Source organism: Paranoxybacillus vitaminiphilus, from assembly GCF_003259935.1.
Classification (GTDB): domain Bacteria; phylum Bacillota; class Bacilli; order Bacillales; family Anoxybacillaceae; genus Paranoxybacillus; species Paranoxybacillus vitaminiphilus.
Genome location: NZ_QLMH01000009.1, coordinates 85194 through 110462, shown reverse-complemented (window position 1 = coordinate 110462; position 25269 = coordinate 85194). Strand labels below are relative to the sequence as shown.

31 protein-coding genes are annotated in these 25269 nt (G+C 39.6%); 5 read left to right on the top strand and 26 right to left on the bottom strand.

Going from position 1 to position 25269, the window contains the following annotated elements; translation table 11 throughout:
• Positions 1-35: 35 nt before the first annotated feature.
• The 6 genes from B0I26_RS11605 to B0I26_RS11580 form a co-directional block, all read right to left on the bottom strand.
• Positions 36-764, bottom strand: coding sequence for a glycerophosphodiester phosphodiesterase (locus B0I26_RS11605; RefSeq protein ID WP_111645597.1), 729 nt, complete (start codon positions 762-764; stop codon positions 36-38).
• Between the two features lie 154 nt (positions 765-918).
• On the bottom strand, positions 919-2256 hold the full coding sequence (locus B0I26_RS11600) for an ABC transporter substrate-binding protein (protein ID WP_111645616.1): 1338 nt from the start codon (positions 2254-2256) through the stop codon (positions 919-921).
• A 15-nt stretch (positions 2257-2271) separates the two neighbouring features.
• The gene (locus tag B0I26_RS11595) at positions 2272-3084 is read right to left on the bottom strand and encodes a carbohydrate ABC transporter permease (protein ID WP_111645596.1); all 813 of its coding nucleotides are present in this window, start codon (positions 3082-3084) and stop codon (positions 2272-2274) included.
• Positions 3081-4007, bottom strand: a complete 927-nt coding sequence (locus tag B0I26_RS11590; RefSeq protein WP_111645595.1) for a carbohydrate ABC transporter permease — start codon at positions 4005-4007, stop codon at positions 3081-3083. Before B0I26_RS11590 ends, B0I26_RS11595 begins: the two co-directional genes overlap by 4 nt.
• The gene (locus B0I26_RS11585; protein ID WP_111645594.1) at positions 4004-5110 is read right to left on the bottom strand and encodes an ABC transporter ATP-binding protein; all 1107 of its coding nucleotides are present in this window, start codon (positions 5108-5110) and stop codon (positions 4004-4006) included. Before B0I26_RS11585 ends, B0I26_RS11590 begins: the two co-directional genes overlap by 4 nt.
• Complete coding sequence (locus tag B0I26_RS11580) at positions 5092-5700, bottom strand: glycerol-3-phosphate responsive antiterminator (RefSeq protein WP_111645593.1); 609 nt, start codon at positions 5698-5700, stop codon at positions 5092-5094. The genes B0I26_RS11585 and B0I26_RS11580 overlap by 19 nt, the downstream gene beginning before the upstream one ends.
• 395 nt (positions 5701-6095) lie before the next feature.
• Between B0I26_RS11580 and B0I26_RS11575 the strand changes: the two genes are divergently transcribed.
• Positions 6096-6296 (top strand): aspartyl-phosphate phosphatase Spo0E family protein, encoded by a 201-nt coding sequence (locus B0I26_RS11575; protein WP_245934770.1) that lies wholly within the window; start codon positions 6096-6098, stop codon positions 6294-6296.
• Between the two features lie 73 nt (positions 6297-6369).
• Here the strand turns inward: B0I26_RS11575 and B0I26_RS18310 are convergent, their stop codons facing one another.
• The 4 genes from B0I26_RS18310 to B0I26_RS11560 form a co-directional block, all read right to left on the bottom strand.
• The gene (locus tag B0I26_RS18310; RefSeq protein ID WP_181502861.1) at positions 6370-6534 is read right to left on the bottom strand and encodes a hypothetical protein; all 165 of its coding nucleotides are present in this window, start codon (positions 6532-6534) and stop codon (positions 6370-6372) included.
• Positions 6535-6642: 108 nt separating this feature from the next.
• Complete coding sequence (locus tag B0I26_RS11570; RefSeq protein WP_111645592.1) at positions 6643-6978, bottom strand: hypothetical protein; 336 nt, start codon at positions 6976-6978, stop codon at positions 6643-6645.
• 501 nt (positions 6979-7479) lie between these two features.
• Entirely contained in the window at positions 7480-7740 is a 261-nt protein-coding gene (locus tag B0I26_RS11565) for a hypothetical protein (protein ID WP_111645614.1), read from the bottom strand.
• Between the two features lie 210 nt (positions 7741-7950).
• Positions 7951-8133, bottom strand: a complete 183-nt coding sequence (locus tag B0I26_RS11560; protein ID WP_111645591.1) for an H-type small acid-soluble spore protein — start codon at positions 8131-8133, stop codon at positions 7951-7953.
• A gap of 130 nt (positions 8134-8263) precedes the next feature.
• Between B0I26_RS11560 and B0I26_RS11555 the strand changes: the two genes are divergently transcribed.
• On the top strand, positions 8264-9256 hold the full coding sequence (locus tag B0I26_RS11555) for a potassium channel family protein (RefSeq protein WP_111645590.1): 993 nt from the start codon (positions 8264-8266) through the stop codon (positions 9254-9256).
• Here the strand turns inward: B0I26_RS11555 and B0I26_RS11550 are convergent.
• The 5 genes from B0I26_RS11550 to B0I26_RS11530 form a co-directional block, all read right to left on the bottom strand.
• Positions 9253-9657 carry a YugN-like family protein gene (locus B0I26_RS11550; protein WP_111645589.1) on the bottom strand — a complete coding sequence of 135 codons (405 nt, stop codon included), beginning with the start codon at positions 9655-9657 and terminating at the stop codon, positions 9253-9255. The genes B0I26_RS11555 and B0I26_RS11550 overlap by 4 nt on opposite strands.
• Before the next feature lie 377 nt (positions 9658-10034).
• Positions 10035-10187, bottom strand: a complete 153-nt coding sequence (locus B0I26_RS18305; protein ID WP_181502859.1) for a hypothetical protein — start codon at positions 10185-10187, stop codon at positions 10035-10037.
• 113 nt (positions 10188-10300) lie between these two features.
• Complete coding sequence (locus B0I26_RS11540) at positions 10301-11026, bottom strand: MOSC domain-containing protein (RefSeq protein WP_111645587.1); 726 nt, start codon at positions 11024-11026, stop codon at positions 10301-10303.
• A 234-nt stretch (positions 11027-11260) separates the two neighbouring features.
• Entirely contained in the window at positions 11261-12610 is a 1350-nt protein-coding gene (locus B0I26_RS11535) for a glucose-6-phosphate isomerase (RefSeq protein WP_111645586.1), read from the bottom strand.
• Between the two features lie 321 nt (positions 12611-12931).
• Positions 12932-14095 (bottom strand): iron-containing alcohol dehydrogenase, encoded by a 1164-nt coding sequence (locus B0I26_RS11530; RefSeq protein WP_111645585.1) that lies wholly within the window; start codon positions 14093-14095, stop codon positions 12932-12934.
• A gap of 145 nt (positions 14096-14240) precedes the next feature.
• Between B0I26_RS11530 and B0I26_RS11525 the strand changes: the two genes are divergently transcribed.
• A complete protein-coding gene (locus tag B0I26_RS11525; protein WP_111645584.1) occupies positions 14241-14474 on the top strand; it encodes a DUF378 domain-containing protein in 234 nt (77 codons plus the stop codon).
• Between the two features lie 378 nt (positions 14475-14852).
• Here the strand turns inward: B0I26_RS11525 and yugI are convergent, their stop codons facing one another.
• On the bottom strand, positions 14853-15245 hold the full coding sequence (gene yugI, locus B0I26_RS11520) for a S1 domain-containing post-transcriptional regulator GSP13 (protein ID WP_111645583.1): 393 nt from the start codon (positions 15243-15245) through the stop codon (positions 14853-14855).
• 218 nt (positions 15246-15463) lie between these two features.
• Here yugI and B0I26_RS11515 point away from each other — a divergent pair, with 218 nt between their 5' ends.
• A complete protein-coding gene (locus B0I26_RS11515) occupies positions 15464-15832 on the top strand; it encodes a helix-turn-helix domain-containing protein (protein ID WP_111645582.1) in 369 nt (122 codons plus the stop codon).
• 345 nt (positions 15833-16177) lie between these two features.
• On the opposite strand, the gene B0I26_RS11510 is transcribed toward B0I26_RS11515, so the two are convergent.
• The 8 genes from B0I26_RS11510 to B0I26_RS11475 all read right to left on the bottom strand — a co-directional run bounded on the left by B0I26_RS11510 (position 16178) and on the right by B0I26_RS11475 (position 23004).
• Positions 16178-17347, bottom strand: a complete 1170-nt coding sequence (locus tag B0I26_RS11510; RefSeq protein WP_111645581.1) for an aminotransferase — start codon at positions 17345-17347, stop codon at positions 16178-16180.
• Positions 17344-17844 (bottom strand): Lrp/AsnC family transcriptional regulator, encoded by a 501-nt coding sequence (locus B0I26_RS11505; protein ID WP_111645580.1) that lies wholly within the window; start codon positions 17842-17844, stop codon positions 17344-17346. Before B0I26_RS11505 ends, B0I26_RS11510 begins: the two co-directional genes overlap by 4 nt.
• A 332-nt stretch (positions 17845-18176) precedes the next feature.
• Positions 18177-19133 carry a siderophore ABC transporter substrate-binding protein gene (locus B0I26_RS11500; protein WP_111645579.1) on the bottom strand — a complete coding sequence of 319 codons (957 nt, stop codon included), beginning with the start codon at positions 19131-19133 and terminating at the stop codon, positions 18177-18179.
• Positions 19134-19267: 134 nt separating this feature from the next.
• On the bottom strand, positions 19268-20026 hold the full coding sequence (locus B0I26_RS11495; protein WP_111645578.1) for an iron ABC transporter ATP-binding protein: 759 nt from the start codon (positions 20024-20026) through the stop codon (positions 19268-19270).
• Entirely contained in the window at positions 20020-20973 is a 954-nt protein-coding gene (locus B0I26_RS11490) for an iron chelate uptake ABC transporter family permease subunit (protein ID WP_111645577.1), read from the bottom strand. The genes B0I26_RS11495 and B0I26_RS11490 overlap by 7 nt, the downstream gene beginning before the upstream one ends.
• Positions 20963-21916 carry an ABC transporter permease gene (locus B0I26_RS11485; RefSeq protein ID WP_111645576.1) on the bottom strand — a complete coding sequence of 318 codons (954 nt, stop codon included), beginning with the start codon at positions 21914-21916 and terminating at the stop codon, positions 20963-20965. Before B0I26_RS11485 ends, B0I26_RS11490 begins: the two co-directional genes overlap by 11 nt.
• 258 nt (positions 21917-22174) lie before the next feature.
• On the bottom strand, positions 22175-22615 hold the full coding sequence (locus B0I26_RS11480; protein ID WP_111645575.1) for a MarR family winged helix-turn-helix transcriptional regulator: 441 nt from the start codon (positions 22613-22615) through the stop codon (positions 22175-22177).
• A gap of 128 nt (positions 22616-22743) precedes the next feature.
• A complete protein-coding gene (locus B0I26_RS11475; protein WP_245934769.1) occupies positions 22744-23004 on the bottom strand; it encodes a DUF1871 family protein in 261 nt (86 codons plus the stop codon).
• Between the two features lie 59 nt (positions 23005-23063).
• On the opposite strand from B0I26_RS11475, the gene B0I26_RS11470 reads away from it, so the two are divergent.
• Positions 23064-24230: a MalY/PatB family protein gene (locus tag B0I26_RS11470; RefSeq protein WP_111645574.1), complete on the top strand. Its 1167-nt coding sequence runs from the start codon at positions 23064-23066 to the stop codon at positions 24228-24230.
• Between the two features lie 126 nt (positions 24231-24356).
• On the opposite strand, the gene B0I26_RS11465 is transcribed toward B0I26_RS11470, so the two are convergent.
• Positions 24357-24935, bottom strand: coding sequence for a superoxide dismutase family protein (locus B0I26_RS11465; protein ID WP_111645612.1), 579 nt, complete (start codon positions 24933-24935; stop codon positions 24357-24359).
• A 76-nt stretch (positions 24936-25011) separates the two neighbouring features.
• A complete protein-coding gene (locus tag B0I26_RS11460) occupies positions 25012-25221 on the bottom strand; it encodes a hypothetical protein (RefSeq protein ID WP_111645573.1) in 210 nt (69 codons plus the stop codon).
• Positions 25222-25269: the final 48 nt, after the last annotated feature.

The window sequence follows — 25269 nt, the reverse complement described above, 5'->3', positions numbered from 1 at the left end:
ACGCAAAAAATAGTCATTGCACAATCCTGAGTCTTTCAAGTCTCACATCTCTCAGCCATCAACTCATTTGGAAAGTCAGTCATTAGCGCCGATACTTTCGCGTTCCGTAACAGAGGTACTACCTTTGCATCATTCACCGTGTAAACGCGTAATTTCATCCCTTGTGTTGCCGCTTCTTTTCCTTCTGAAGATAAAACAAACGACAAATCTCCATGTATGGCTTGAGCGTTCACTAACTTTGTACTTTGAATCGCGCTTTCATTAACTCCTGCAAACAATGTGCCGATATGAATCGTCGGATGAAGCTGCCGTACCTTTCCCATACTGCGTATGTTAAAAGAAGATAATATAACCTGCTTTTCTAGCTGAAATTGCTCAATCATTTTTAACAGCTTTTCTTCTAAATGCGGATAATCAATTACGTTATTTTTTAGCTCAATGTTAATCATTATTTTTTTATCTACATTTTGAACCCACTCTAACACCTCTCTTAAGGCAGGGATGCGTTGGCGGGCAAAGCAGTCATGAAACCAGCTTCCTGCATCAAACAAACGAAGCTGTTTATAAAGAAAGTCTTTTACATAACCAATCCCATTTGTTGTTCGATCGATTCGCTCATCATGAATAACGACAATTTCCCCATCTTTTGTCATTTGTACATCTAATTCAATCCCGTCAACACCAACATCATACGCTTTTTGAAACGCCAGCATCGTGTTTTCGGGATATTTCCCGCTAAATCCTCGATGAGCATAAATTTCCACTTTTCTCAACTCCCTCCTTTGCTGCGTTAAATCAAAGGAGCTGACCTTAAAGTGTCTGTTCACACACGCCATCCACAATATATACATTGTTCCTATATATCATGGTTGTAGGGTCTGATACTTTGCTTTCAGGTCAGCCTCTTTTATTTCAAACTTATTTCTTATTCGCTATTTCAAGAGCCCGGTCCGTTTCCGCTGCTGCACGATTCAACGCTTCTTGCGGATCAACACCTTGATATAGGCTTTCCATTGCTTTCACTACTTTTTGACGTGATTCTGGAAAAACGGATATGAGCGCTCCTTGCGTCGCAGGTATTGATTTTGTTTGTTTTAATTGATCGACAGTTACTTTTAATTGAGGGTATTTTTCCCATTCCGCTTTCACGATCTCTTCCTCATAAGCAGCTGGATTAATCGCAAAATATCCTGTCTTCACATGCCATTTCGCTTGAACTTCAGAGGTAGATAAATATTTCATGAACTCCCATGCCGCTTTTTGTTGCTTTTCGCTTATATCTTTCGTCATCCATAGCGACGCTCCGCCAATGATCACTCCTTGCCGCTCGACACCGTCTGGAACTGGCAAATAAGAAACTCCCACCTCAAACGGCGCATTGTCGATAATCGTTTTCACTCCTGCCGAAGAGTCCAAATACATCGCGATTTTCTTTGATTGAAACGCCGCACGCATATCATCCCAGTTTTGTCCTACGTTGTAGAACGTTCCTTCTTTATACATGTCACGAATCAAATCAAATACACGCAATCCTTCCTCCCCATTAAAAACCGCTTTCGTGGCGTTCTCCTTGCGACCATTTTCATGATTGACGTACAGCCCGCCTTGTACCGCGAGCATTTCTTCAAAAAACCAGCCATAATTTAAGATGGAAAAACCGTATTGAGTCGTTTGTCCCCCTTGTTTTTTTGTCAATTTTTTTGCTGCCTCTTTTAATTCACCATACGTCATCGGCGGCTTTTCAGGGTCCAATCCTGCTTCTTTGAACGCATCTTTGTTATAAATCAACACAGGCGTGGAGGAGTTAAACGGCATGGAGTAGATTTTTCCATTTACCGTATAATAATTCACGATATTTTTTTCCCATTGCGCTATGTCATAATTCTCTTCATCAATAAATTTTTGTACAGGCTGAATTTTACCGCTATCGATCATATACTTTGTTCCAACTTCAAATGTTTGCATAATCGCCGGTGCATCTTTCGTTCCGGCAACCGTATTAAATTTTGTCAACGCTTCTTCGTATGTGCCTTGAAAAATTGGTTTCACTTCAATCGAAGAATGGGACTTGTTAAATTCCTCCACAATCTCTTTTAATACCGTTTCTAAATCACCGCTCATCGCATGCCAAAAAACGATTTCTGTTTTTCCCTCTTTGTTTTCAGATGGAGTTGTCGCTGCTTCATCACTTTGATTTGAACAAGCAGCCAGTATCATAAAAATGAACGCGAACAAAGTGAAAATTCCCTTTTTCATCATTATTTCTCCCCCTTATTTAATAGCTCCCTGCATAAGTCCTTTTTGAAGATGCTTTTGCCCGACAAACAGCAGCAATAATGTTGGTAAAATGACTACGATAACTGCCGCCATCACCACCCCCCATTCTGTTGAAATTTCTTGCGTTTGCATCTGTTTTAGTCCAATTTGAACGGTACGGACACGATCGTTATTTGTAACGAGCAGCGGCCATAAATACATATTCCAAGTCGTTAAAAAGCTATAAATTCCTAATGTAATTAAGCTCGTTTTCGATAACGGAAGAACAATATTCCAAAAGAAACGAAAGTGACTAACCCCCGATACTTGTGCCGCCTCATATAATTCCAATGGAATCGTTTTAAAGTGCTGACGCAAAAGAAAGATGCCAAAAGCTAAAGCAAAAAATGGAACCGTCAATCCTAAATAGCTATTCAGCCAACCGAGCTTTTGGACGGTTAAAAAATTCGGAATCATCGTTGCCTCCCAAGGGATCAGCATCGTTGCAATGCATAGGAAAAAGAGAACATCTCTCCCTTTGAAGTTGAGAAACACAAAAGCAAATGCGGCCAAACTCGAAACGATTAACTGCCCCAACATGACAAGAAACGAAACGATAAAGCTATTTAACAAGTACTCTAGCAGCGGAACTTTCCGAAATGCTGCAACATAGTTAGCAGTTGTAAACTCCTGCGGCCATATATGTCCCTGCAGCACTTCCGCCCCGCTCATAAAACTGATGAGAAACGCGTAAACAATCGGAAACAGCATCACAACAGAACAAGTGATGAGAAGGGCATATAGCAGAAACGTTCGTAAAACGTTCATTGATAATGAACCTTCCTCTCTCCAAATTTAAATTGCAAAAAGGTAACCACTAAAATAGCGAAAAAAAGAATAACTGCCTGGGCACTAGCTGAACCGAAATTGTAATTAATAAAAGCATCTTTATAAATGGAGTAGACAATGACATTCGTTGCATCCATCGGGCCGCCCTTCGTCAAAATGTCGATTTGGCCAAACGTTTGGAATGAATGAATAAGTGACACCGTTGTCACAAAAAAAAGCGTTGGCGATAACAACGGCAATGTCACTTTACGAAGCTGATACAAGTAGCTCACCCCTGCAATGCGCGCACTTTCGTATAAAGATGGGTCAATATTTTGCAATCCTCCGAGCAAAATAAGAAATGTAAAGCCTGTATTCATCCAAATCGTTGAAATGGCGACGGAAACAAGCGCGATTTTTGGGTCAAGAAGCCACTGAACGTCCGAAATTCCAAATAAAGAGAGTACTTTATTGATAACTCCGATGGAAGGATTGTACATAAACATCCAAATCACAGAAGAGGCCGCTACACTCATCCCCATCGTTGAAGAAAAACATGTGCGAAATAAACCGATTCCTTTCAGCTTTTCATTGGCCATGAGCGCTAAACATAACGCCAGAAAAACACTCGTCGGAACCGTGTAGCAAACGAACAGCAATGTCGCTTTTACGCTTTGCAGAAAGTTCACGTCTTTTAACAAATAAACAAAATTCTCGATTCCGACAAATTGAACAGGATTTCCTTGGTAATCTGTTAAATAGACACTTAAATACATCGTCCGCAGCATCGGGTAAAAAAGAAAAATAGAAAACAAAATAAGAGATGGAAGTAAGTACGTTATTCCTTCTAACGTTGTCCTCATCGTTCGTTTTCGGCGAATCTGAACCGATGCAGGCGGTTGAACTGGAAGCGGTGTGTTCATTTTCTTTCCTCCCCGCTGGCTACATAAGAAGATACCGGGTGATTCAGTCGTTGCCCATCTTCATGAAAAAAGATGAAGGCTGTTTCATCAATGAATAAAGGTACTTGCTCACCGACATGAACGTTCCATTGCCCACTCCACCGCGCAATCCAATGCTCGGTTTTCGTCAGTTCGAATGTAATGAGCGTTTCGGTACCTAAAACTTCCACATTGACAACTTCCGCTATAAAATATTCATCGCCTGTATCAGCAAGGCGAATATGTTCCGGGCGAACGCCAACAATGACTTGTTGCTGTGAAGAAGGCAAATGATGATGAAGCCGCATTACCCGTTCGCTGTTAAAAAGCAACGAACTTTCTAGCACCTTTGCTTTCGCTAAGTTCATTGGTGGTGCTCCTATGAAAGAAGCGACAAATATATTGGAAGGATGGTTATAAATCTCAAGCGGTGCCCCAATTTGCTGCGGCCGCCCTTCGTTTAAAACCATCATTCGGTCTGCCATCGTCATCGCTTCTACTTGATCGTGCGTAACATAAATCATTGTGATTCCAAGACGTCTCTGCAGCTGACGAATTTCTGAGCGCATTTTCGACCGTAATTTTGCATCTAAATTCGATAAAGGCTCATCCATTAAGCAAATGGGGGCATGAGTGACAATCGCTCTTGCCAGTGCTACACGTTGGCGCTGCCCACCGGATAATTGGCGCGGTTTAAGTTTAAGAAAATCGGTCAATCCAAGCATCTCTGCTGCTTCTAAGCAACGTTTCTTTTGTTCTTGCTTAGAAATTTTCTTTGTATGTAGACCAAATGTAATGTTTTGTTCGACGGTTAAATGCGGATAAAGTGCATAGTTTTGAAATACCATCGACAAATTGCGTTCACTCGGCGGCATCCCATTGACCTTTATCCCGCCAATGAGTAATTCCCCTGATGTGATCGCTTCCAAACCGGCAATCATCCGTAAAATCGTACTTTTGCCGCAGCCGGACGGGCCGACAAGAACGAAAAACTCTCCCGGTTCAATGGAAACACTTAAATCTTGAATGACATCCTCTTTTCCGTTGTAAGACTTGCAAACATGAACTAATTCGACTTTCGCCACAGACGTTCACCTCTTCCCGATTTATACTTTTTCCACAGCCATGGACGTCCCGTCGAGACAGAAACCGCTCCGCTTTGCAACGCCGCTTCAATATGCTGCTCATGTTGAATCAACCCGCCTGTAATAATAGGAACGCGCGTCTGTTGACAAATCATCTCAATCATTTCCGGAATTAATCCGGGCATAATCTCCAATGCATCCGGCTGAACATCATGAATGCTTTTTATGCCATTTTCCACCGCATCTGTATCCACTAAAAATAAACGCTGAATGGTCATCAACCCTTCTTTTTTCGCTAATTGAACGAGAGAGCTTTTTGTCGTTACAATCCCATGCGGCTTTACAAACTTCGCTAAAAACTGTAAACCCTCGCGATCATAGCTAATTCCCGGAATCTTTTCGACATGAAGGAAAACAAAGCGTTGATGCTCTTTTAATAAATCGACATACCGCTTAATCACACTAATGTTTCCCGTTTGCAAAAAGGCAACTTGCAAGTCCGTTTTGAGAAATGTCTCTAAATGCTTCGGACTCTTAATTGCGGCAATAAGCCGATCGCTGCGAATACATTCCAACAACCGATCGCTCAAACAAATCCCCCTTTTCACCAAATAAAATGAAAAGAAACCATGAAAACATATAGGAGTATTCAGCGTGGTGTCCTCCTATTTTGTCTTCACGGTTTCTCATGCTCTCAACCTGCCCATTCACTTTTAATTACATCATAAAACGTTTTTGTAAATCGCATGTTAAAAAGGGGTTGTTTTTTTGTAAAATTTGGATATTTTATACAATTGGTATTAGTGTTTCATAGCAATTTAATATATGTTAAATCATAAAAAATTTGTCATATTTTCCATTAATAAATATCCCTTTCTATTTAGTAACATTTTTCTAAAAAAACCTTTATTTTCGTATTGAGATAAAGTATGATTAAAAAAAGTATTTTAGGACATGCCTGAAATATAGTTAAAGAGGTGATGGAATGAACATGTTTGTGCTCGTCATCGAAAAGCAACGGAATTATATGATGGAAATGGCGTTTCAATACGGCTTTACGGCCAAGCAAACTGTCAAAGCAAGTCAACACCTCGATAAGTTATTAAATTTGGTGCAACATTCCGAAATTTGGAAATATCTTGCTGAAGATGATAAAAACAGATATGAAAGCGCATTAGTAATGTGACAGTAAACTGCGTGCCACTTAAGTGCTTCTAAGCAGCCAGCATGCCTAAAGTTTTAAGTATAGAATATAGTCTTTAACAACACGGGAACGAATTGTGTTCATTCATCATCGTTGTGCCTGCCGCTTCAAGCAAACTCATTGGAACGAAACGGCTTTTGTTACTTGTGTTCAATTTGTTCAACGATTGGCTTTGCGTCTTCTTTTGTAAATTCCCCAAAAATGATAGTGATATTTCCATAACAATCTCTCCTGTTTGACAGCAAAACCATTCTTAACTGTCATCTACATAGGAGAGATTGTTATCAGGAGAGGGACATGGTTCTATTTGTTGTTGACAGATTGAAGTTTATTTTTGCTGTTCGTTATGATTATTATTAATTGGAATGTTTTTTGGCTTTTCCATTATTTCTTTGGAAAATTCCATCGTTGCTAAGCTTGGTATTTTCATTCGTCGATTCACAAAGTTATTTATGCCAAGCATCGCATTCTGAATCGGTTTTGACATCGTATACTGAGCATTGCGTCCTCTTCTCCTATTGAAAGCAACTGTCGCGGCAATTCCCAAGACTAAACTTAATATCGCCCATATTGCGTTGTTATTGTTTCGGCGCCCCGTTAAGCGCAACACTTGGTTCCACATCCCTCTATTACGCCCCAAATTGAATAGACGTAAACGATTCATGCTCTTTACACTCCTCTTTTCGAATTTTCCTTTCGCTCGAAAAAGAGAATAATTCTTTTCGAACATTTATTAATGTGCGTTAGAGAAGCAAGATCATGTATGGAAAACACTTACTTAATGCCAACGCATATCTTTTCCAACGAGAAATGTTAATAATCGGCGATTGTGCTCAAAGAGGCAAAGCTTTCTCCATGTTTATGCCGATGGAAGAAAGATGAGAGTTTCTCTTGTTGGTAGAGCGATTTTTGTTTTAAGTTTCAAAACGAACCTCTCCCACCTACACTTCGCTTAGAGGTGGGAGGCTTCTCAGTGAACATGTTAAAAAACATGTTATTTTTTTGTAATTATTTTCTTCTGTTTTCAGCGTTTATATGTTGTGCTACGCCGAATGTTCCGGCACTCTGTTTTATTGCTGAAATATGGATATGTTTTTTATAAAATAAACAAAAAGCAGGAACCAGTTAAGATTCCTGCTTTATTTGTTTAATTTCACGAATATCGTTATTTTAAATCCGGTAACAATTCTTCTACTGATTGATCGTTGGACATAAAGTTAGCTCTTCGCGGACTTTGTTCAAAAAGTTTAAATCCATATTTCTTCAGTTCCCGTTTTTGTTGTTCAGTTAAATGGTTATAAGAGGCAACAGATGGAGCTCCTGTTGCCTTATAAATAAGATTGCCGGTAACAGGACATTGAAAAACATCGGCTACATATCCTTCTCCATCTTCAATCGTAAACAGACGAACAGGCATTAAGTTCATCTCTTCTTTCCTTTCCATCAATTTTTCTTATTGCAATTATCGGAAAAACTCTTGTTTGCCCAGCCAAGTGTTTTATTTATCGCCATTATAAAAAATTAGGAAAATGCAAATGATAAAGTGGGATGCTCCGAAAGCAAAGTGCCAGACCCCACAACGATACTAATATATGATGTATTTCATATGAGGTCAGACACTTTTTGGTCAGCCCTTCTACACTTCCTGCAACTCTTCCACAGACACTTCCCGCTTTTCATTCAGATGACCGTCGCGCATATGAATGGTTGCTGTGTTATTCTTCTCGTCATAGCTGTCAATCCATACAGATACACCGTGATAATGAACAGTAATATCTGCTGGAGAGGAAACGATTTGCTTGACACGGTTCATATCCATTTACAAAACCTCCTGCGATATATGGTTTTCACAATGTTTATCTTTTCTTAATTAAAGAAAATTTATGTAAAAAAATGAGCAACTGCACAAACTATTGCTAAATGATGACTTGTTTTGGAGGAAACATTCTATGAAATTTCATTTAATCAACTCTTACCTTCGTATTCCATTATTTTACAGAATTTTACTTACAGGCGGCAGTTTTATTCTTTTATTCGGCCTCTTGATTCATCTCGTTGAACCAACAACATACCGCACGATTTTTGATGGCATATGGTGGGCAATTGTCACGACCTCGACAATCGGATATGGAGATTTCGTTCCGGAAACAACGGCAGGAAAATTCGTTGCGATTCTTCTTATTTTGTTAGGCACAGGATTCATCTCTGCATATTTCGTTACTTTGTCAGCTGCAGCCATCTCCAAAGAAAATGCATTAATTAACGGAACACTTGCCTATGAAAAAGAAGGGCATACGATTATTATTGGCTGGAACGAACGGGTACGGGAACTGTTAAGCCAATTAACGAAGTTGCGTCCTTTTGCTTCCTTTGTCATTATTGATGAAACGCTAGATAAACTTCCGATATCGAATAAAAATGTTCATTTTATAAAAGGAAATCCGACATACGAGCACGTCCTTCATAAAGCAAATATCGCCAAAGCGAAAACGGTATTGATTACTGCCAATCAGCATAAAAATGAAATGGAAGCAGATATGGCGGCGATTTTAACCTTATTAACGATGAAAGGGCTGAATCCTCATATTTATGCCATTATTGAAATTCTTACTGCCCATCAAGTGAACAATGCCAAACGGGCAGGAGCAGATGAAATCATCCAGACAAACTTACTTTCTAGTTTTATGATGCTGAACAGCGTGTTATCTTCAGGACTTTCACAAGTCGTTGAACATTTATTAGAACGATTAAAAGTTGAAAAATTGCAGCTGATCGATGTCCCAGACAATCTGATTGGAAAGACGTTCAAACAAGGACACGAAATGTTCTGGCAGCAGCAGACTCTGTTGCTCGGCATTATTAGAGAGGGAGAATCTTATCTTAATCCTCCCCCTCATTTTGTCATCGAAAAACATGACCAATTATTCATTTTGAAGCATTAATCAAGCAGGGTTTCTTCCAATTCTTTCACTAATGCTTTGCCGACATTCATATATTTTTCCGGGAACTGCGCGTCCGGGTCTTGCGGTTCAGAAAACTGATCGAAGGAAGCGCCTAAATTCCCAACATGAACATCGTCATCTAGCCCAATTTGATATTTATGAGATAACAAATACGGTCTTCCAATCTTCACTGTTGTACCATGCGAATCAAGCTGACCGTCAACAGCTTCAAACGGCACGCGCAAAAACTGATAACCGTCTTCATCATCTATTTTGTAGTCGAATGAGCCGTGGTCATAATCCCAATTGCCGCCAATCGTGTAACCGAGTGGTTTTAATTCTTGTTCTAGCTTAAATAATTGGAAGGTCTGTCCTTCAAGACGGGAAGGGATTTCAATCATTTCAACACCCCCTTTTTTATGTAGGGTGTCCAAATAAGTGCTAGCTTAGTTATCTTCCCATTTTTTCTTTTTCTTATCATTTTGTTATTTATTCCTTTTTGAATCAGGAATTTCTCCTGATTACTGGATTTTATCCTGTTTTTTTCTTGTCGAATCGGTCGTGGTGTCCCACTTTCTCAAATTGTGGGCAGCACAAACTAGCCCCCACTCCAAGGTATTTTTTGGGAGGCCTTTCAAAGAAAAACGATGAGAGAGGGTGTCCGAAAAGCGAACGCTTAGCGAACACTTTTGGGACACCCTCAACCACAATAATATAGTACATAAATAACATATATTATTTCGTGGGAGGTAACACTTTTGGAGCAGCCCCCCATTTGTTATTCTAAACTAAACCAGAGCTCATCATCCCATTCACGTTGCCATACAATTAACGGCGTATCATCTTCATCAACTAAGAAAGCTACCCATCCTTCAACTTCTCCACCTTCATACAATTCTGTGGACAAGCTTGGTTCCGGTTCAACAATCATAGGATTCTCGTAAACAACGCCATTACTACTTACTGCCTCGAACTTTGCTGAGTCTATATCATAAGAAGAAAAAGTTTCCCCCTCAAACTCGATTAATTTAAACTTGATGAATATCATTCAAGAAGAAAGACTTCATCGCCTACATGAATTTCACCTGTTTTTATAACAGAAGCATAAACGCCAAAATGATTATTTCTTTGTTGCATAAGAGTTTTAAGCAAAGACGAATCCCGTTCTGCATTATCAGGATTAACAGTAATAATCATACACCGTTCACAATGTCTTTTTAATTGAATCTCCACTTCTCGTCCTATTTTTATTCTTCTGCCAAACCACTTTTCTTCAATAAATGGGACTTTCTGTTTTAGCGATATAAGTAAATTAGGGCGAAAACGTTGATAATTGATCTCTTTTCCCCATATTTCTTTTAATTTAAGCAAAGAAGCGTCCGTTACCAATTGAATGTGTTCTTCTTCAATGGCCCCTAAAGGTACATAAGAGGGAGTATATTTTACAAGAGAAACTTTCCGTTTCGATTTGTTTTCTATTTCTCTAATTAGGTCTTCATCCCCCCAATCAATAACCTTGCCTTCAGGTGTCGTTATTTCGACTCTAGGATATTCTTCCATTAACTCTTCCCCAACAAATCTTGCTTTATATCGAACCATTTCCGGAAATTGTGTGATTGTTAAAAACTTCCCAGGTCTTGTTTCATCTAAAAAAGCATGACTACGGTCGCCATATAAACCATATTCCATTACTTTCGTTTTTTGTACACTCTCCCCATGGAAAGATTTCACAGGGTGACGGACAATTTCCTTGATATGACCGATTAACATTCCGTTTTCTCCCCCATTTTCTTTGAGTTTCTCCTAAAACAGCACGATTTGGGTCATGAAATCATCTCCATCAAGGCCGACACGTATAGCCATATCACAAAAAATGAAAAAAGAATCGAGAAAAAGATTTTCGGAGTACATGTCAAACCGCTTTTGAAAAAAATGTGATCAAACATCATTTTTGCACTCCGAAAATCTGCTCTTTTTCTTTTCTCGATTCTTCGAAAAATGCTGTTATTTCAAGCGTTTTTCAAGCTCCGCCTTCTTCTCTTCATACCCAGGTTTACCGAGAAGCGCGAACATGTTGACTTTGTACGCTTCAACACCCGGTTGGTCAAATGGGTTAACCCCTAGTAAATACCCGCTCATTGCACATGCTTTTTCAAAGAAATACACAAGATAACCGAATGTGTATTCATTTAATTCCGGAAGTGTAATGACTAAATTCGGCACGCCGCCGTCTGTATGCGCAAGCAGCGTTCCTTCAAATGCTTTCGTATTGACAAAATCAACCGTTTGGCCGGTTAAGTAATTTAAGCCGTCCAAGTCGCTTTCTTCCGCTTCAATCACTAAATCATGGCGCGGCTTTTCCACCTTTAATACCGTCTCAAATAAATCGCGGCGGCCTTCTTGGATATATTGCCCTAATGAGTGAAGGTCAGTTGAGAAGTTGGCAGATGCAGGGAAAATTCCTTTTTGGTCTTTTCCTTCGCTCTCGCCAAACAACTGCTTCCACCATTCTGCGAAATATTGCAGCGCCGGTTCATAGTTAATGAGCATTTCAATTGTTTTCCCTTTATTGTAAAGAATATTGCGGACTGCTGCATATTGGTAAGCAGGGTTTTCTTCAAGCTCCGATTTGCTGAAATCTTCACGGGCCTGAGCTGCCCCTTTCATCATTTCTTCAATGTTCGCGCCGCTCACCGCAATCGGAAGCAAACCAACCGCCGTTAAAACGGAATAGCGGCCGCCGACATCATCTGGAATAATAAATGTTTCATATCCTTCTTCAGTTGCTAATGTTTTTAATGCGCCGCGCGCTTTGTCCGTTGTTGCATAAATGCGCTTACGTGCTTCTTCTTTACCATATTTTTCTTCGAGCAGCTTGCGGAAAATACGGAAAGCAATCGCTGGTTCTGTTGTTGTTCCGGATTTCGAAATGACGTTAATGGAGAAGTCTTTTCCTTCCAACAAATCCATTACGTCTCTCATATATGTAGAGCTGATGTTGTTACCAACGAAAATAATTTGCGGTGTTTTCCGTTTTTCTGTTGGAAGAGCATTGTAGAAAGAATGCTGCAGCATTTCAATCGCTGCGCGCGCTCCTAAGTAAGAACCGCCGATACCGATAACAAGCAGAACGTCAGAGTCTGATTTAATTTTTTCCGCCGCTTTTTGAATGCGGGCAAATTCTTCTTTATCATAATTGACAGGAAGATCAATCCAGCCTAAAAAGTCATTTCCCGCTCCTGTCTTCTCATGTAATGAATGATGCGCAACTTTTACGGCGTCGCGTAAATATGTAAGCTCATGTTCTCCAAAAAAAGATAATGCTTTTGAGTAATCAAAACGAATATGTGTCATGTATTCGTTCCTCCAAACTAAAAATTTTTTACCTTATTCCACTTTAACGAAATGAACTTCGATAATCAAGTTGACAAAGATATTGTAAACGAATTCATTTTTGACATTTTTAGAAAAAATAGAGGCTGTCTGACCTTGGGGCTTTTTATACGAAAATGTCTCAAAAAACAAAAAGCCAGAGGCAAAGCAATCATAGTTATGTCCCGAAAAAGAAAATGGCCTGTAATCTGCCTAATAATTAAGCAAGTCACAGACCCATCCATTTTCATTCATCGTGGTGGCTGGTAAGTCATGGACGTTTGGGACAGCCTCTTTGAAATATTAAAGAGATGCACGTAAAATCGCTAATACATCATCACGGTTTAACTTTTTAAAACGGCCAAATTCGCCGAAAGCCATTGCCTTATCTGCCATTAATTCCAAATTTTCTTCACCAATTCCGTAATCAGCTAAACGGGACGGTGCACCGATGCTTGACCAGAATTCGCGCAGCTTTTCAATACCTTCTAAAGCGACTTCACGGTCCGATTTTCCGTCTGGTCTAACATCAAACACGCGAACTGCGAGTTGTTTAAAGCGAGCAACATTTTCATCAAGCACATGCTTCATCCAGTTTGGGAATAAAATTGCCAGTCCCCCTGCATGCGGGATGTCATAAACAGCGGAAACGGCGTGTTCAATGTTATGTGTCGCCCAATCGCCGCGCAAGCCCATTTGCAGGAACCCGTTTAAGGCAATCGTGCCACAGTAAAGAATCGTTTCACGCAGCTCATAATTTTCTAAATCATTCACAAGCTTTGGCGCTGTTTCCATCACCGTACGCAGCACCGATTCGCACATGCGGTCCTGCAGCGGGGTGTTTTCCACATGATGGAAATATTGTTCAAAGACGTGTGACATCATATCAACAATGCCGTAAATTGTCTGATCTTTCGGCACAGTTAATGTATAAGTTGGATCCAAAATCGAAAACTGCGGGAATGTGACCGGACTGCTCCAGCCATATTTTTCTTTTGTTTCCCAATTTGTAATAACAGAGCCAGAGTTCATTTCCGAGCCGGTTGCTGCAAGCGTTAAAATCGTACCAAACGGAAGAGCTTCCGTTACTGTCGTTTTCTTTGTAATAAAATCCCATGGATCGCCATCGTATTTTGCCCCTGCGGCAATCGCTTTTGTGCAATCGATTACGCTGCCGCCGCCAACAGCTAATAAAAATTCAATATTTTCTTTTTTACAAATATCAACACCTTTATATACGGTAGAAAGACGCGGATTTGGTTCGACTCCCGGGAGTTCAAATACTTCAATATTTAACTCGTTCAAAATGTTCATAACTTGGTCGTATAAGCCGTTACGTTTAATGCTGCCGCCGCCATATACAAGCAAAACCTTTTGGCCGTATTTAGGCAGTTCTTGTTTTAATTGTTCAATTTGTCCCTTTCCGAAAATTAGTTTTGTCGGATTATGAAACGTAAAATTTTGCATCACTTATCTCCTCCTTCACACTTTCATTATCACTAATTTTTCCTTGTTATGTAAAGCAAAGACACTTGATTAAATACAATGAATATTTTTATCACTTGTTATGCAACCTAGAAATGAACGCTATAAACAAAGGAGGAATCCGTTCATGAGTACACTGCAACGCATCGCACTATTACTTACCATTATCGGAGCAATCAACTGGGGCTTAATCGGCTTTTTTCAATTTGACTTAGTTGCTGCTATTTTTGGGGGACAAGATTCTTGGCTCTCCCGTATTATTTACAGTCTTGTCGGAATCGCGGGTTTAATCAACCTTGCTCTTTTATTCAGACCGGCTGAAGAACTCGGACGCACTGAACCAAAAGCTTCTAGGACATAAGAAAAGCGGAAGCGGCGCGATCAGCTCTCGAAGCCAAATGTTCTTCGACCGCAGAAGTGCTTGCACTTCAAGGGAGAAGGTTATTTGGCACAAGAGAGCTAGCCGCTAAAGCTAGACAATTAAGAAAAGCGGAGGCGAGCGTCCAACGCCGTGGGAAAATGTTCTTCCGACGAGAAATGCTTGCATTTCGACGGAGGAAGGTTATTTTCCACTAGGCGTTGCGAGCCGGAGCTAGACAATTAAGAAAAACGGAAGCGGCAAAAGAGGCTGACCATAAGTAAAATGTCAGACCCCACAACAAGGATATATTGTAGGATAAATCACTATATATCACGAGTTGTGCGTGAGGTGAGACACTTTTGGATCAGCCTCTGTTTGTCATTTGTTAAGTAAATCTTCTCTCTTTGACTGCTCAATCCATTCTTGCAGCTTTTCTCTTAATGTGTTAAATCCTCTCGGTCCTTCGATACTCGTTTTTATTTTTGCTTGCCGCTTTACTTTTTTATCAGCCAATACTTGTTTTACAGGCTGACTTTCTGCCGCCCTTATAGAAAGGCTGACTCTTTTTGACCCTTCATCGACAGAAAGGATCTTCACTGTTACTTCGTCGCCAACTTTCACATGCTCATTGATGTCTTTAACAAACCCATGCGCAACCTCGGAAATGTGTACAAGCCCTTGCGTCTCTTCATCAAGTGCCACAAATACACCATAAGGCTGAATTCCTGTTACTTTTCCTTTTACGATACTATCCACTGCAAACTTTGACATGAAAACACTCCTATTTTTTAAATATGCAATTTTAAATTATACCATTATGAATATGTATAATCAAAAAACACCATGACCATTAATAAGAAAGGTGACAAATTAAGTAAACTTTATGTAAATTAGCGCAAAAAACGACAGCATTTCGACAAGAATGATTCGAAAAAGTGATATGATAAATATAGAAAACTCACATAATACATACAAAGGAGGAAGAAAAAATGAATACAATTGGCCAAAACATAAAAAAATATCGGGAGCAGCGAAAAATGAGCCAGCAAGAATTAGCGCTAAAAGTACGAGTAGGAACGGCAACGATTCAAAAATATGAATCGGGAGAACAAATCCCCGATACACAAACCATTTTAAAGCTTTCAACCGCTCTTGATGTACCTGCCTCAGAATTGATGGAACAGGAAGTTTCCAATTCTTCGGGGATTGACCCGGAAATCGAATATCTCATTAAGGAAATCGGCGTAAAACGCGCAAAATTGATTTTGCGAAAAGCGAAAGAATTTAGCGAAGAAGATTTTTTACGCGTTATGCAAATGCTTTATGAAATTAAATATCATCCATCGGCAAAAGAATAAAAAACATTGATGAGGCTGACCTTAAAGCAAAGTGTCAGACCCTGCCATAATCATATATAGTACATAACGTTAGATGAAAACACTATATCATGGATTTTACGTGAGGTCAGACACTTTTCAGTCAGCCCTTTTTTAAGCTTGGAAACGAACCTCTTCCCGTTTTTTCCCATTCTTTCCGAACAGAATTACAACATTCCTTTAAAGAAATACAGCTGACCAATTTGTTGTACTTCAGTTCAATATAGGAGCAGTTATGTATTTTGATCGAAAACAAAAATGGAGAAATCGCAAATGCGATCTCTCCTTTGCTTTAGCTTTTCCGTCACCGCATTGGCAAACTGCCTTTTACAATCGAGCTAAAAAGCGCTTCATTCGCTTAACAGCTTCCTGTAATTGCTCAAGTGAAGAAGCATAGGAACAGCGAATATATCCTTCCCCGCTTTTGCCAAAAACGCTTCCCGGCACAACCGCTACCTTTTCTTCTAACAATAACTGTTCAGCAAATTGTTCTGACGTTAATCCTGTCGCTTTGATGGAAGGAAACGCATAAAAAGCTCCACCCGGCAAGTGGCAGGATAGCCCCATTTCATTCAATGATTGCACAAAATAATTGCGGCGGCGGCGGTAACTTTTCTTCATTTCCTCAACGTCATTGTCGCCGTTCTTCAAAGCTTCAATGGCACCATATTGCGCCATTGTCGGAGCGCACATCATCGCATATTGATGAATTTTAAGGATCGCTTGAGCAAATTCTTTCGGTGCAGCAACAAATCCGAGGCGCCATCCCGTCATGGCAAAACCTTTTGAAAAACCATTCACTAAAATCGTTCGCTCTTGCATATGAGGAATGGCCGGAAAGCTTGTATACGGCTCATCATAAACTAATTCCGCATAAATCTCATCAGAAATGACAATCAAGTCATGTTTTTGCACAATGGCGCCAATCGCCTCAAGCTCTCTTCTGTTCAGCACTGTTCCTGTTGGATTGTTCGGTGAACAAAGAATCATCGCCTTCGTCCGCGAAGTGATCGCTTTTTCGATTTGTTCGGGTTGAAGTTTAAATTCTTGCTTTCCGTCGGTTTGGACGGAGACGGGAACGCCGCCCGCTAAAGAAACAAGCGGTGCATAAGAAACAAAGCTCGGCTCAACAACAATGACTTCATCCCCTGGATTGATAATCGCTCTAAGTGCTAAATCAATCGCTTGACTTGCTCCAACAGTAACGATAATTTCCGTCTCCGGAGCGTATTCAACATGAAAACGGCGGGAAAGATAAGCTGCGATTTCTTCACGAAGCTCCAGAAGCCCCGCGTTTGCTGTATAAGACGTATACCCTTGTTCCAGGGAAAGAATGCAAGCTTCCCTCACGCTCCATGATGTCACAAAATCAGGTTCTCCTACGCCTAGAGAAATAACGCCCTCCATGCTTGCCGCTAAGTCAAAAAAGCGTCGAATGCCGGATGGCTTTAAGTTCACAACCGTTTCCGACAAATATGTTTTTGTTGCGCGCGTCATGGCGACATCACGATACGTTTGTCTTGATCGCCCTGTTCAAAAACGGTTCCGTCATGTTTATATTTTTTCAAAATAAAATGAGTTGTTGTTGAAATGACTGAATCAAGCGTTGATAACTTTTCAGAAACAAATTTCGCTATTTCGGACATGGACCGTCCTTCAATGACAACGGACAAGTCATACGCGCCGGACATTAAATAAACAGATTTGACTTCCGGAAATCGGTAAATGCGTTCCGCTACTTCATCAAAGCCAACGCCGCGCTTCGGTGTTACTTTCACATCAATCATCGCCGTAACACCTTCATGTCCGTCAATTTTCCGCCAATCAACGATGGCCGCATATTGAACAATCACTTTTTCTTCTTCTAACTTGCGCACAATCTGCTCTGTCTCTTCAATCGATAAAGATACCATTTTCGCAATGGTTTCTAGCGGTAAGCGGGCATTTTTCGATAAAATTTCAACGACTTCCAATTCTTTATCTGTTAACTTCATAAATCATCCCTCCTGTATTAGAATTTTCACATAATTTACATAAATTTGCACGAAAAATTTTCATAAAGTTCATAAAGAAATGTATATAAGGATATTCCGATGCGCAAATGAAAAAAGGACTGACCCGCAGTCTTGACCTCACGCATTGCACAATCATCGTTCATTTATCCAATGTGATTCCCTATATATTGTGCTTTGCATTGTGGGTCTGACACTTTTGGGCCAGCCTCTTTTGGCTTTTTACATCTCTCATTGTTTAATGATTTCAACCAATGGTAAAATATAATTCATGAAGGGGTAATGAAAATATGGGGGTCCGCCAACCTTCCAAATTATTTTAATGCCCCTTCGACTTCTTTTACCATTTCCATGACAGACACTAATCCGCCGCCTGATAAGTACCAAATATCAGGATTTAAATAAACGATATTGCCACTTTTATATGCGTTTGTCGTTTTCACTAAGTCGTTTTCCACTACTTGTTTTGCTGAAGATTGTCCGCCGACAACAGCCCCTCTGTCAATAACGAATAAATAATCAGGGTCTTTTTCGACAATATATTCAAAAGAAATGCTTTGGCCGTGAGTAGACACTTCAATGTTTTCATCCACAGCAGGTATGCCAAACACATCGTGAATGAGACCGAAACGTGATTTCGGGCCGTACGCACTCACTTTGCCGTCATTGGCTAAAATAATTAACGCGTTTTTACCATTTGTTTTTGCCTTTTCATTTAAAGAGGCAATCGCTTCATCTATTTTTCCAAGCTCTTCTTTTGCTACATCTTCCTTGCCAAAAATTTCAGCAAGCGTATTTACATTTTTCTTGAACGAGTCAATGTAGTTATTAGGATCGACCGCCATATAAATCGTTGGCGCAATTTCTGCAAATTGCTCATACAAGTCCATTTGTCTTCCGGAGATAATAATCAAGTCCGGACCGATTTCGTGGATTTTTTCAAAATCAGGCTCTTTTAAGCTTCCTGTATTCGCGTATTTTTCCTCTTCATATTTTGAAAGGTATTTTGGAATGTTTTCTTTTGGCAATCCGGCAATATCAACACCAAATTTGTCCAGTGTATCAAGCACTCCAAAATCGAAGACAACCACTTTTTTCGGATTTTTCTTGACCTTTGTTTCCCCAAGTTCATGCTTTACTGTGACTTCTTCGTTTGCTTTGTTTGAACCATTTGTACTGCCTGCTTCTTTACTTGAACCGTTTGAGCCGCAAGCCGCTGCTATGATGACAAGAAGAAGGCTGAGCATGAATAAAGATAATCTTTTGAACATCTGTTTCACCTCTTACATTTTTATTTTTATTTAAAATTTATTGAAAACAGTTCTCACCTAAAAGCAGAAAAGATATTGAAAGGCGCCTCTTTTTGCTTTAGGAGAACGTTTCAATAATTTTAATCACAAAGGAACTAAGCGTAATAAATGCATATTCTGTTTTGATCAATGTCTTGAATCGTGATATCCATTTCATAAATATCTTTTAAAACATATGAGTTCATAATGTTGTATGTCGGGCCTTCTTTCACGACTTTCCCATCTTTTAATGCAACAATATAGTCGGAATAACAAGAAGCAAAATTAATATCGTGAATGACGATAATGACCGTTTTGCCAAGCTCGTCGACTAAACGGCGCAGCACTTTCATAATTTGTACCGAATGTTTCATATCTAAATTGTTTAAAGGCTCATCAAGCAAGATGTATTCTGTATCTTGGGCGATGACCATGGCGATGAACGCTCTCTGCTTTTGTCCGCCGCTCAATTCGTCTAAATATTTATGTTGAATTTCTTCTAATTCCATATAGCGAATCGCTTCATCAACATAATGCCAATCCTCTTTTGTCAAGCGGCCTTGTGAGTATGGAAAGCGGCCAAAAGATACTAATTCTCTGACTGTTAAACGAAGATTAATAAAATTGGACTGTTTTAAAATCGAAATTTTCTTCGCAAGTTCATTGCTGTTGTATTTCGTAATATCTTGACCGTCAATAAAAACTTCTCCGGCGTCTTTAGCAATTAAACGGCTAATGATCGATAGAAGCGTGCTTTTTCCGGCACCATTCGGTCCGATAAACGAAGTAATTTTTCCTTTTTCAATTTTCAATGATACATTTTCAACGACATTTTTATTACCATATCGTTTGGAAACCCCTCTCACTTCTACCATGCTCGGCTTCTCTCCTTTAGCAAAAGAAATATAAAATAAATTCCACCGATAAAATTGATAATGACGCTTAACGTTGTCGAAAATGTAAATACCCTTTCAACAATGAGTTGACCGCCGACAAGAGCAATAATGCTAATCAGGCTGGAACCAACGAGCAAAAATTGATGCCGATACGTTTTAAAAAATTCGTAAGCGACATTGACAACAAGAAGGCCAAGAAACGTAATCGGTCCAACAAGCGCTGTTGAGACAGAAATGAATATCGTAACAATGATCAGCAATCGTTTGACAACATAATCATAGTTGACACCAAGGTTGACGGCATGCTCTTTTCCAAGCGCCAGCACATCCAAATATTTGCTGAACTTTGTCAAATAAAGCGCAGCCAGCAAAAGGATGATGACGGCAATATATAAAACATCTATGTTGATGTTGTTAAAGCTGGCAAACATTCTGTCTTGAACGATTAAAAATTCATTTGGGTCAATGAGCACTTGCATAAACGATGTAAAGCTTTGAAAAAATGTCCCCAAAATCATCCCGATTAATAGTAGAAAGTAAATGTTTTGCCCTTCGCTTTTGAAAAGGAATTTGTAAAGCAAAATGGCAAAAAACATCATTGCTGTAACAGAAATCAAGAAATTCACGTTTTTATTCATGAACGTTAAGTTTTGTGAGCCGAACACAAAAATGAGAAATGTTTGGATAAATAAATACAAAGAATCTAAACCAATAATGCTTGGCGTTAAAATACGGTTATTCGTAATTGTTTGAAAAATTAATGTCGCAATGGCGATCGCAGTGCCTGTCACGACAATCGCAAAAATTTTCATTCCTCTTTTCGGCAGGGCATAATCCCAATTGCTTCCCAAGCCGCCGAACAAAAACGCAGCGATTAAACTAAACATGACAATGAGCAATATGCCCAGTTTCCATTTATAATCCATATGCCTTTCTCCTCATCAATAAGTAAATAAAGATGCCGCTGCCAAGCACTCCTACTGTTAAGCCAATCGGAATTTCATATGGATAAATAATGATGCGCCCCAATATGTCGCAAAACAGGACGAATACAGCTCCTAACAGCGCTGTATGAGAAAGACTTTTCTTTAAATGGTCTCCTTGATAAATCGAGACAATATTCGGAATAATCAATCCTAAAAAAGGGATTAAACCAACCGTAAGAACAACGACTGCTGAAACTAAAGAAACGATGATTAAACCAACATTGACGACCTGCTTATATTTCAAACCTAAGTTAACGGCGAATTCCTCTCCCATTCCCGCTACCGTAAAGCGATCAGCATAAAGATAGGCAATAATAAGAAGCGGAATGCTTATGTACAACAGCTCATATCTCCCTTTTATCACCATCGAAAAATCGCCGTGCAGCCAGGATGAAATATTTTGGATTAAATCATACTTATAAGCAAAAAATGTAGTGATCGAGCTAATGATGTTGCCGAACATTAATCCGACGAGCGGAATGAAAATCGTATCTTTAAATTTAATTTTTTCCAAAATTTTCATAAAGATAAAAGTGCCAAGCAGTGCGAAAATAAAGGCGACAATCATTTTTTCAAGCGGACTCGCTGTCGTAAAAAGCAGCAATGAAACTAAAATGCCCAGCCTTGCTGAATCCATCGTGCCTGCTGTTGTTGGCGAAACAAACTTATTTTGGCTCAGCTGCTGCATAATCAAACCGCTTATACTTAGGCTAACACCGGCAATCACGATGCTGACGAGGCGCGGAATGCGGCTTTGCAGCATGATTTGCGTCTGTTCATTGCTTAAATCAAGCAATTCAAACGGAGAAATATTGGTCACTCCGATAAACAGAGACAAAAACGATAATAAAATGAATGCAATCACAAGATATCTTCGTTTCATTGCAGTTTCATCCTACTTTTTAATTTATGATATTGAAACTCATTATCATTAAAGATAAAAAATATAAATCGTTTTTAATAAAAACGATTCTCATTATCATCCAAAAATAGAACTGACCAATAAGCGTTTGTCCAGCCCCGCGTGCATTTCACCATATGCCATTCATTTGCTGTATAGTGTGTTGTAGGGATCCGACACTTTACTGTCTGGGTCAGCTTCATTTACTTGTTGTAACAAGTATTTTGCAATTAGAGAAAATCATTTTAGATTTTCTCTAATTTTGTCTAAAATGTTTAAACATTTTGCCAAGTCCTCAGCCTCAATACCGAGGGATGCTTCCTGAATCGTTTTACACGCCAACATTTTTAGCGGCTCTTCGATTTCCTTTGCCTTCTCGGTTAAATAAATCAAGTTTACCCGGCGGTCTTGAGGATGCGAGACCCTTTTTACCAAGCCGCTTTTAATCATATTATCAATCAACCGTGAAACGCTCGGCTGATCTTTTTCATTTAATAAAGCCAATTGATTTTGTGTTTGCCCGTCTTTTTCATAAAGACGGCTTAAAATTTGCCATTGCTCATGAGTTAAATAAAAACCGTTGTCTTTAAAATTCTGATTCAGTCGATTTGTCATGAGACGCGAAGCTTGGAATAATTTATAACCAAGCGAGTCATCTAAACGATACTTCATATAATCCATGAACTGTTTATCACCTATTTCCCTTATTTATCTTACAAAAAATTACTTGTCTACGCAAGTATTTTTTTTAACACTCACTTTCTGCTATAATTAATTTCATCTTACTTTATTACTTTAAAGCAACGCGGTTAGACCCCACATTCCGTTTCATTTTTCACTTTCAATAATTCTTCAGCTATTTTCATGCATTTTTCTAAAGGAATAATCTCTTCAAACGAGAATTCATAAATAGCTTGAATTTTTCGTGCTAACGGCTTAATTTCATCGTATTCGTGAACGGCTTGCAAAACGTCGACCGCCTCTGTTTCGTAAGCGTTGCTGCCGTAACCAAACGGATCCCAGCGCTGAATCATATCTAATAGCGTCATATTCATTTTTTGCATATTCATATTCATCTTCATCACCTTTTTTATTTTAACACGAACATATGAGAATGGAGAGATGTTTCATGTATTCGTTCGACGATTTTATTGAACGGCGAAACACTTATTCTGTCAAGTGGGATGAAACGGAGCGCATTTTTGGTGTAAAAGATGTGTTGCCGCTGTGGGTAGCTGATATGGATTTTAAAGCTCCTGAAAAAGTACTTGAAGCTTTGGCAAAAAGAGTGGAGCATGGCGTTTTTGGCTATACTTCCATTCCTGCTTCGCTAAAACAAGCCGTTTGCGACTGGATGATGAGCAAGCACGAATGGCACATTGACAGCAAGTGGCTTTCCTTTTCTACCGGAGTTGTACCCGCTTTAGCAACGGCCATTCAAGCGTTTACCTCTCCAGGTGATAAAATTATCGTACAGACTCCGGTTTATTATCCGTTTCTTCAGCTCGTCGAGAAAAACAACCGTGAACTTGTATTAAATCCGCTTCAGCTGACAAACGGAAAATATGAAATGGATTTCGCTGACCTTAAAGAAAAGATAAAAGGAGCAAAATTGCTGCTGCTCTGCAGCCCGCATAATCCCGGAGGGCGGGTATGGTCAAAAGAAGAGTTGATTAAGTTGGGAGAGTTATGTCTTGAACACAATGTCATTGTCGTTTCCGATGAAATTCATTCCGATTTAGTGTTTTCCGGTTCCCGTCACACACCGTTTGCCTCAATTTCCGAGGAGTTTGCACAAAATTCGGTCACATGCATCGCTCCGACAAAAACATTTAATTTAGCCGGCTTGCAATCCGCGATCTCGATTATTCCAAACCGTACATTAAAAACACAATTCGATAGCGTTCAACAGCGTCAAGGCTTTTTCACCCTCAATACGTTCGCCATCATCGGGACGGAAGCCGCTTACCGGCATGGTGAACAATGGCTTAACGATTTATTGAAATATATTGAGAAAAATGTTGAATTAACTTGTTCCTTCATTGAAAGACATTTACCAAAATTGAAGGTAATGAAGCCGGAAGCGACCTACCTTGTATGGATCGATTGCCGAAATCTGCAAAAAAGCGACCAAGAGCTAAAGCAGCTTCTTTTACAGAAAGGAAAAATTGCTGTTGAACCGGGAAACAAATTTGGTGAAGACGGCAGCGGCTTTATTCGTTTAAATGTCGCCTGCACTCGGGAAACATTGCAAGAAGCATTGAAAAGATTAGCAACGGCACTGGCGGAATTGTAAATATACCTGAACAACAAATCAAGAGGCTGTTCTGAAGCAAAGTGTCAGACCCCGCAACACAAAAAAACTACAAATGCGCGTGAGGTCAGACACTTTGAGACAGCCTCTTTATTGTGACTAAAGCGTCTATTCTTCCTTGTCAGCTTTACTTTCTCCCGTTTTTTCCCGCTCTTGTTTCTCTTCTTTGCTTTCGCCTCTGCCTTCTATTTTCTTTATTGCTCCGCAGGCAATTCTTCCGCCGGCATCCCCCGCCGGCTGTGTCATTCCATCATCTTTTTTCGCATGGATAACAAGAGAGGTTCCCTCTTTAGTTAATAATGTTGTTTTCCCTTCCTTTAACGTCACTTGCGGAGCAACAATCTCCGCTTTGACCTTTCCGTCTTCTCCGACAATTAAATTCGGCAAATCGCCGGCATGAGCTCCTTCGGGATGAAGCAGACCATGCTTTTTATCGTCCGGATTATAATGGTTACCTGCTGATTTAAAGTCCGGTGGCTTGCAGCTTCCTTTTTCATGAATGTGAAACGCATGCTCACCCGGCGGCAATCCTTCAAGATTTAATTCCATTTTAACCCCTTCCGGCTGTTCTGACAGCTTAACCGTTCCCAGTGAATCGCCAAAGCTGTTAAACATCTCTACATCCAGCTTTGTCGGCGGCTGTTCGGTACAAGCGCTTAAAACAGCGAAAACAAACAAAAAAAGCATTCCTCTTTTTAACACGTAAGACCCTCCAAAAACACGTTTTTGGGTCTAGTGTTTCCTAAACAAACGATATCTATAACTATTGCTGGTCTTTTATTATATTTTGTTTTCTCAATCGTTCCTCAAATTCTTTTGCCTTTTCTTCCTGATGCTTAGAAATTTTTATAATGAAACGCATCGTCAATACCGCAGCAATCATAAAAAGCGTAAACGTAATCGCCGCCGGAATGTATTCCGATTTATCTTCCGGAAAATATAAAAATAAGTTTAATATATAATTTAATAGCATCTTTCGACAACCTTTCATACATATAGATTTATAATCATATTATATCAG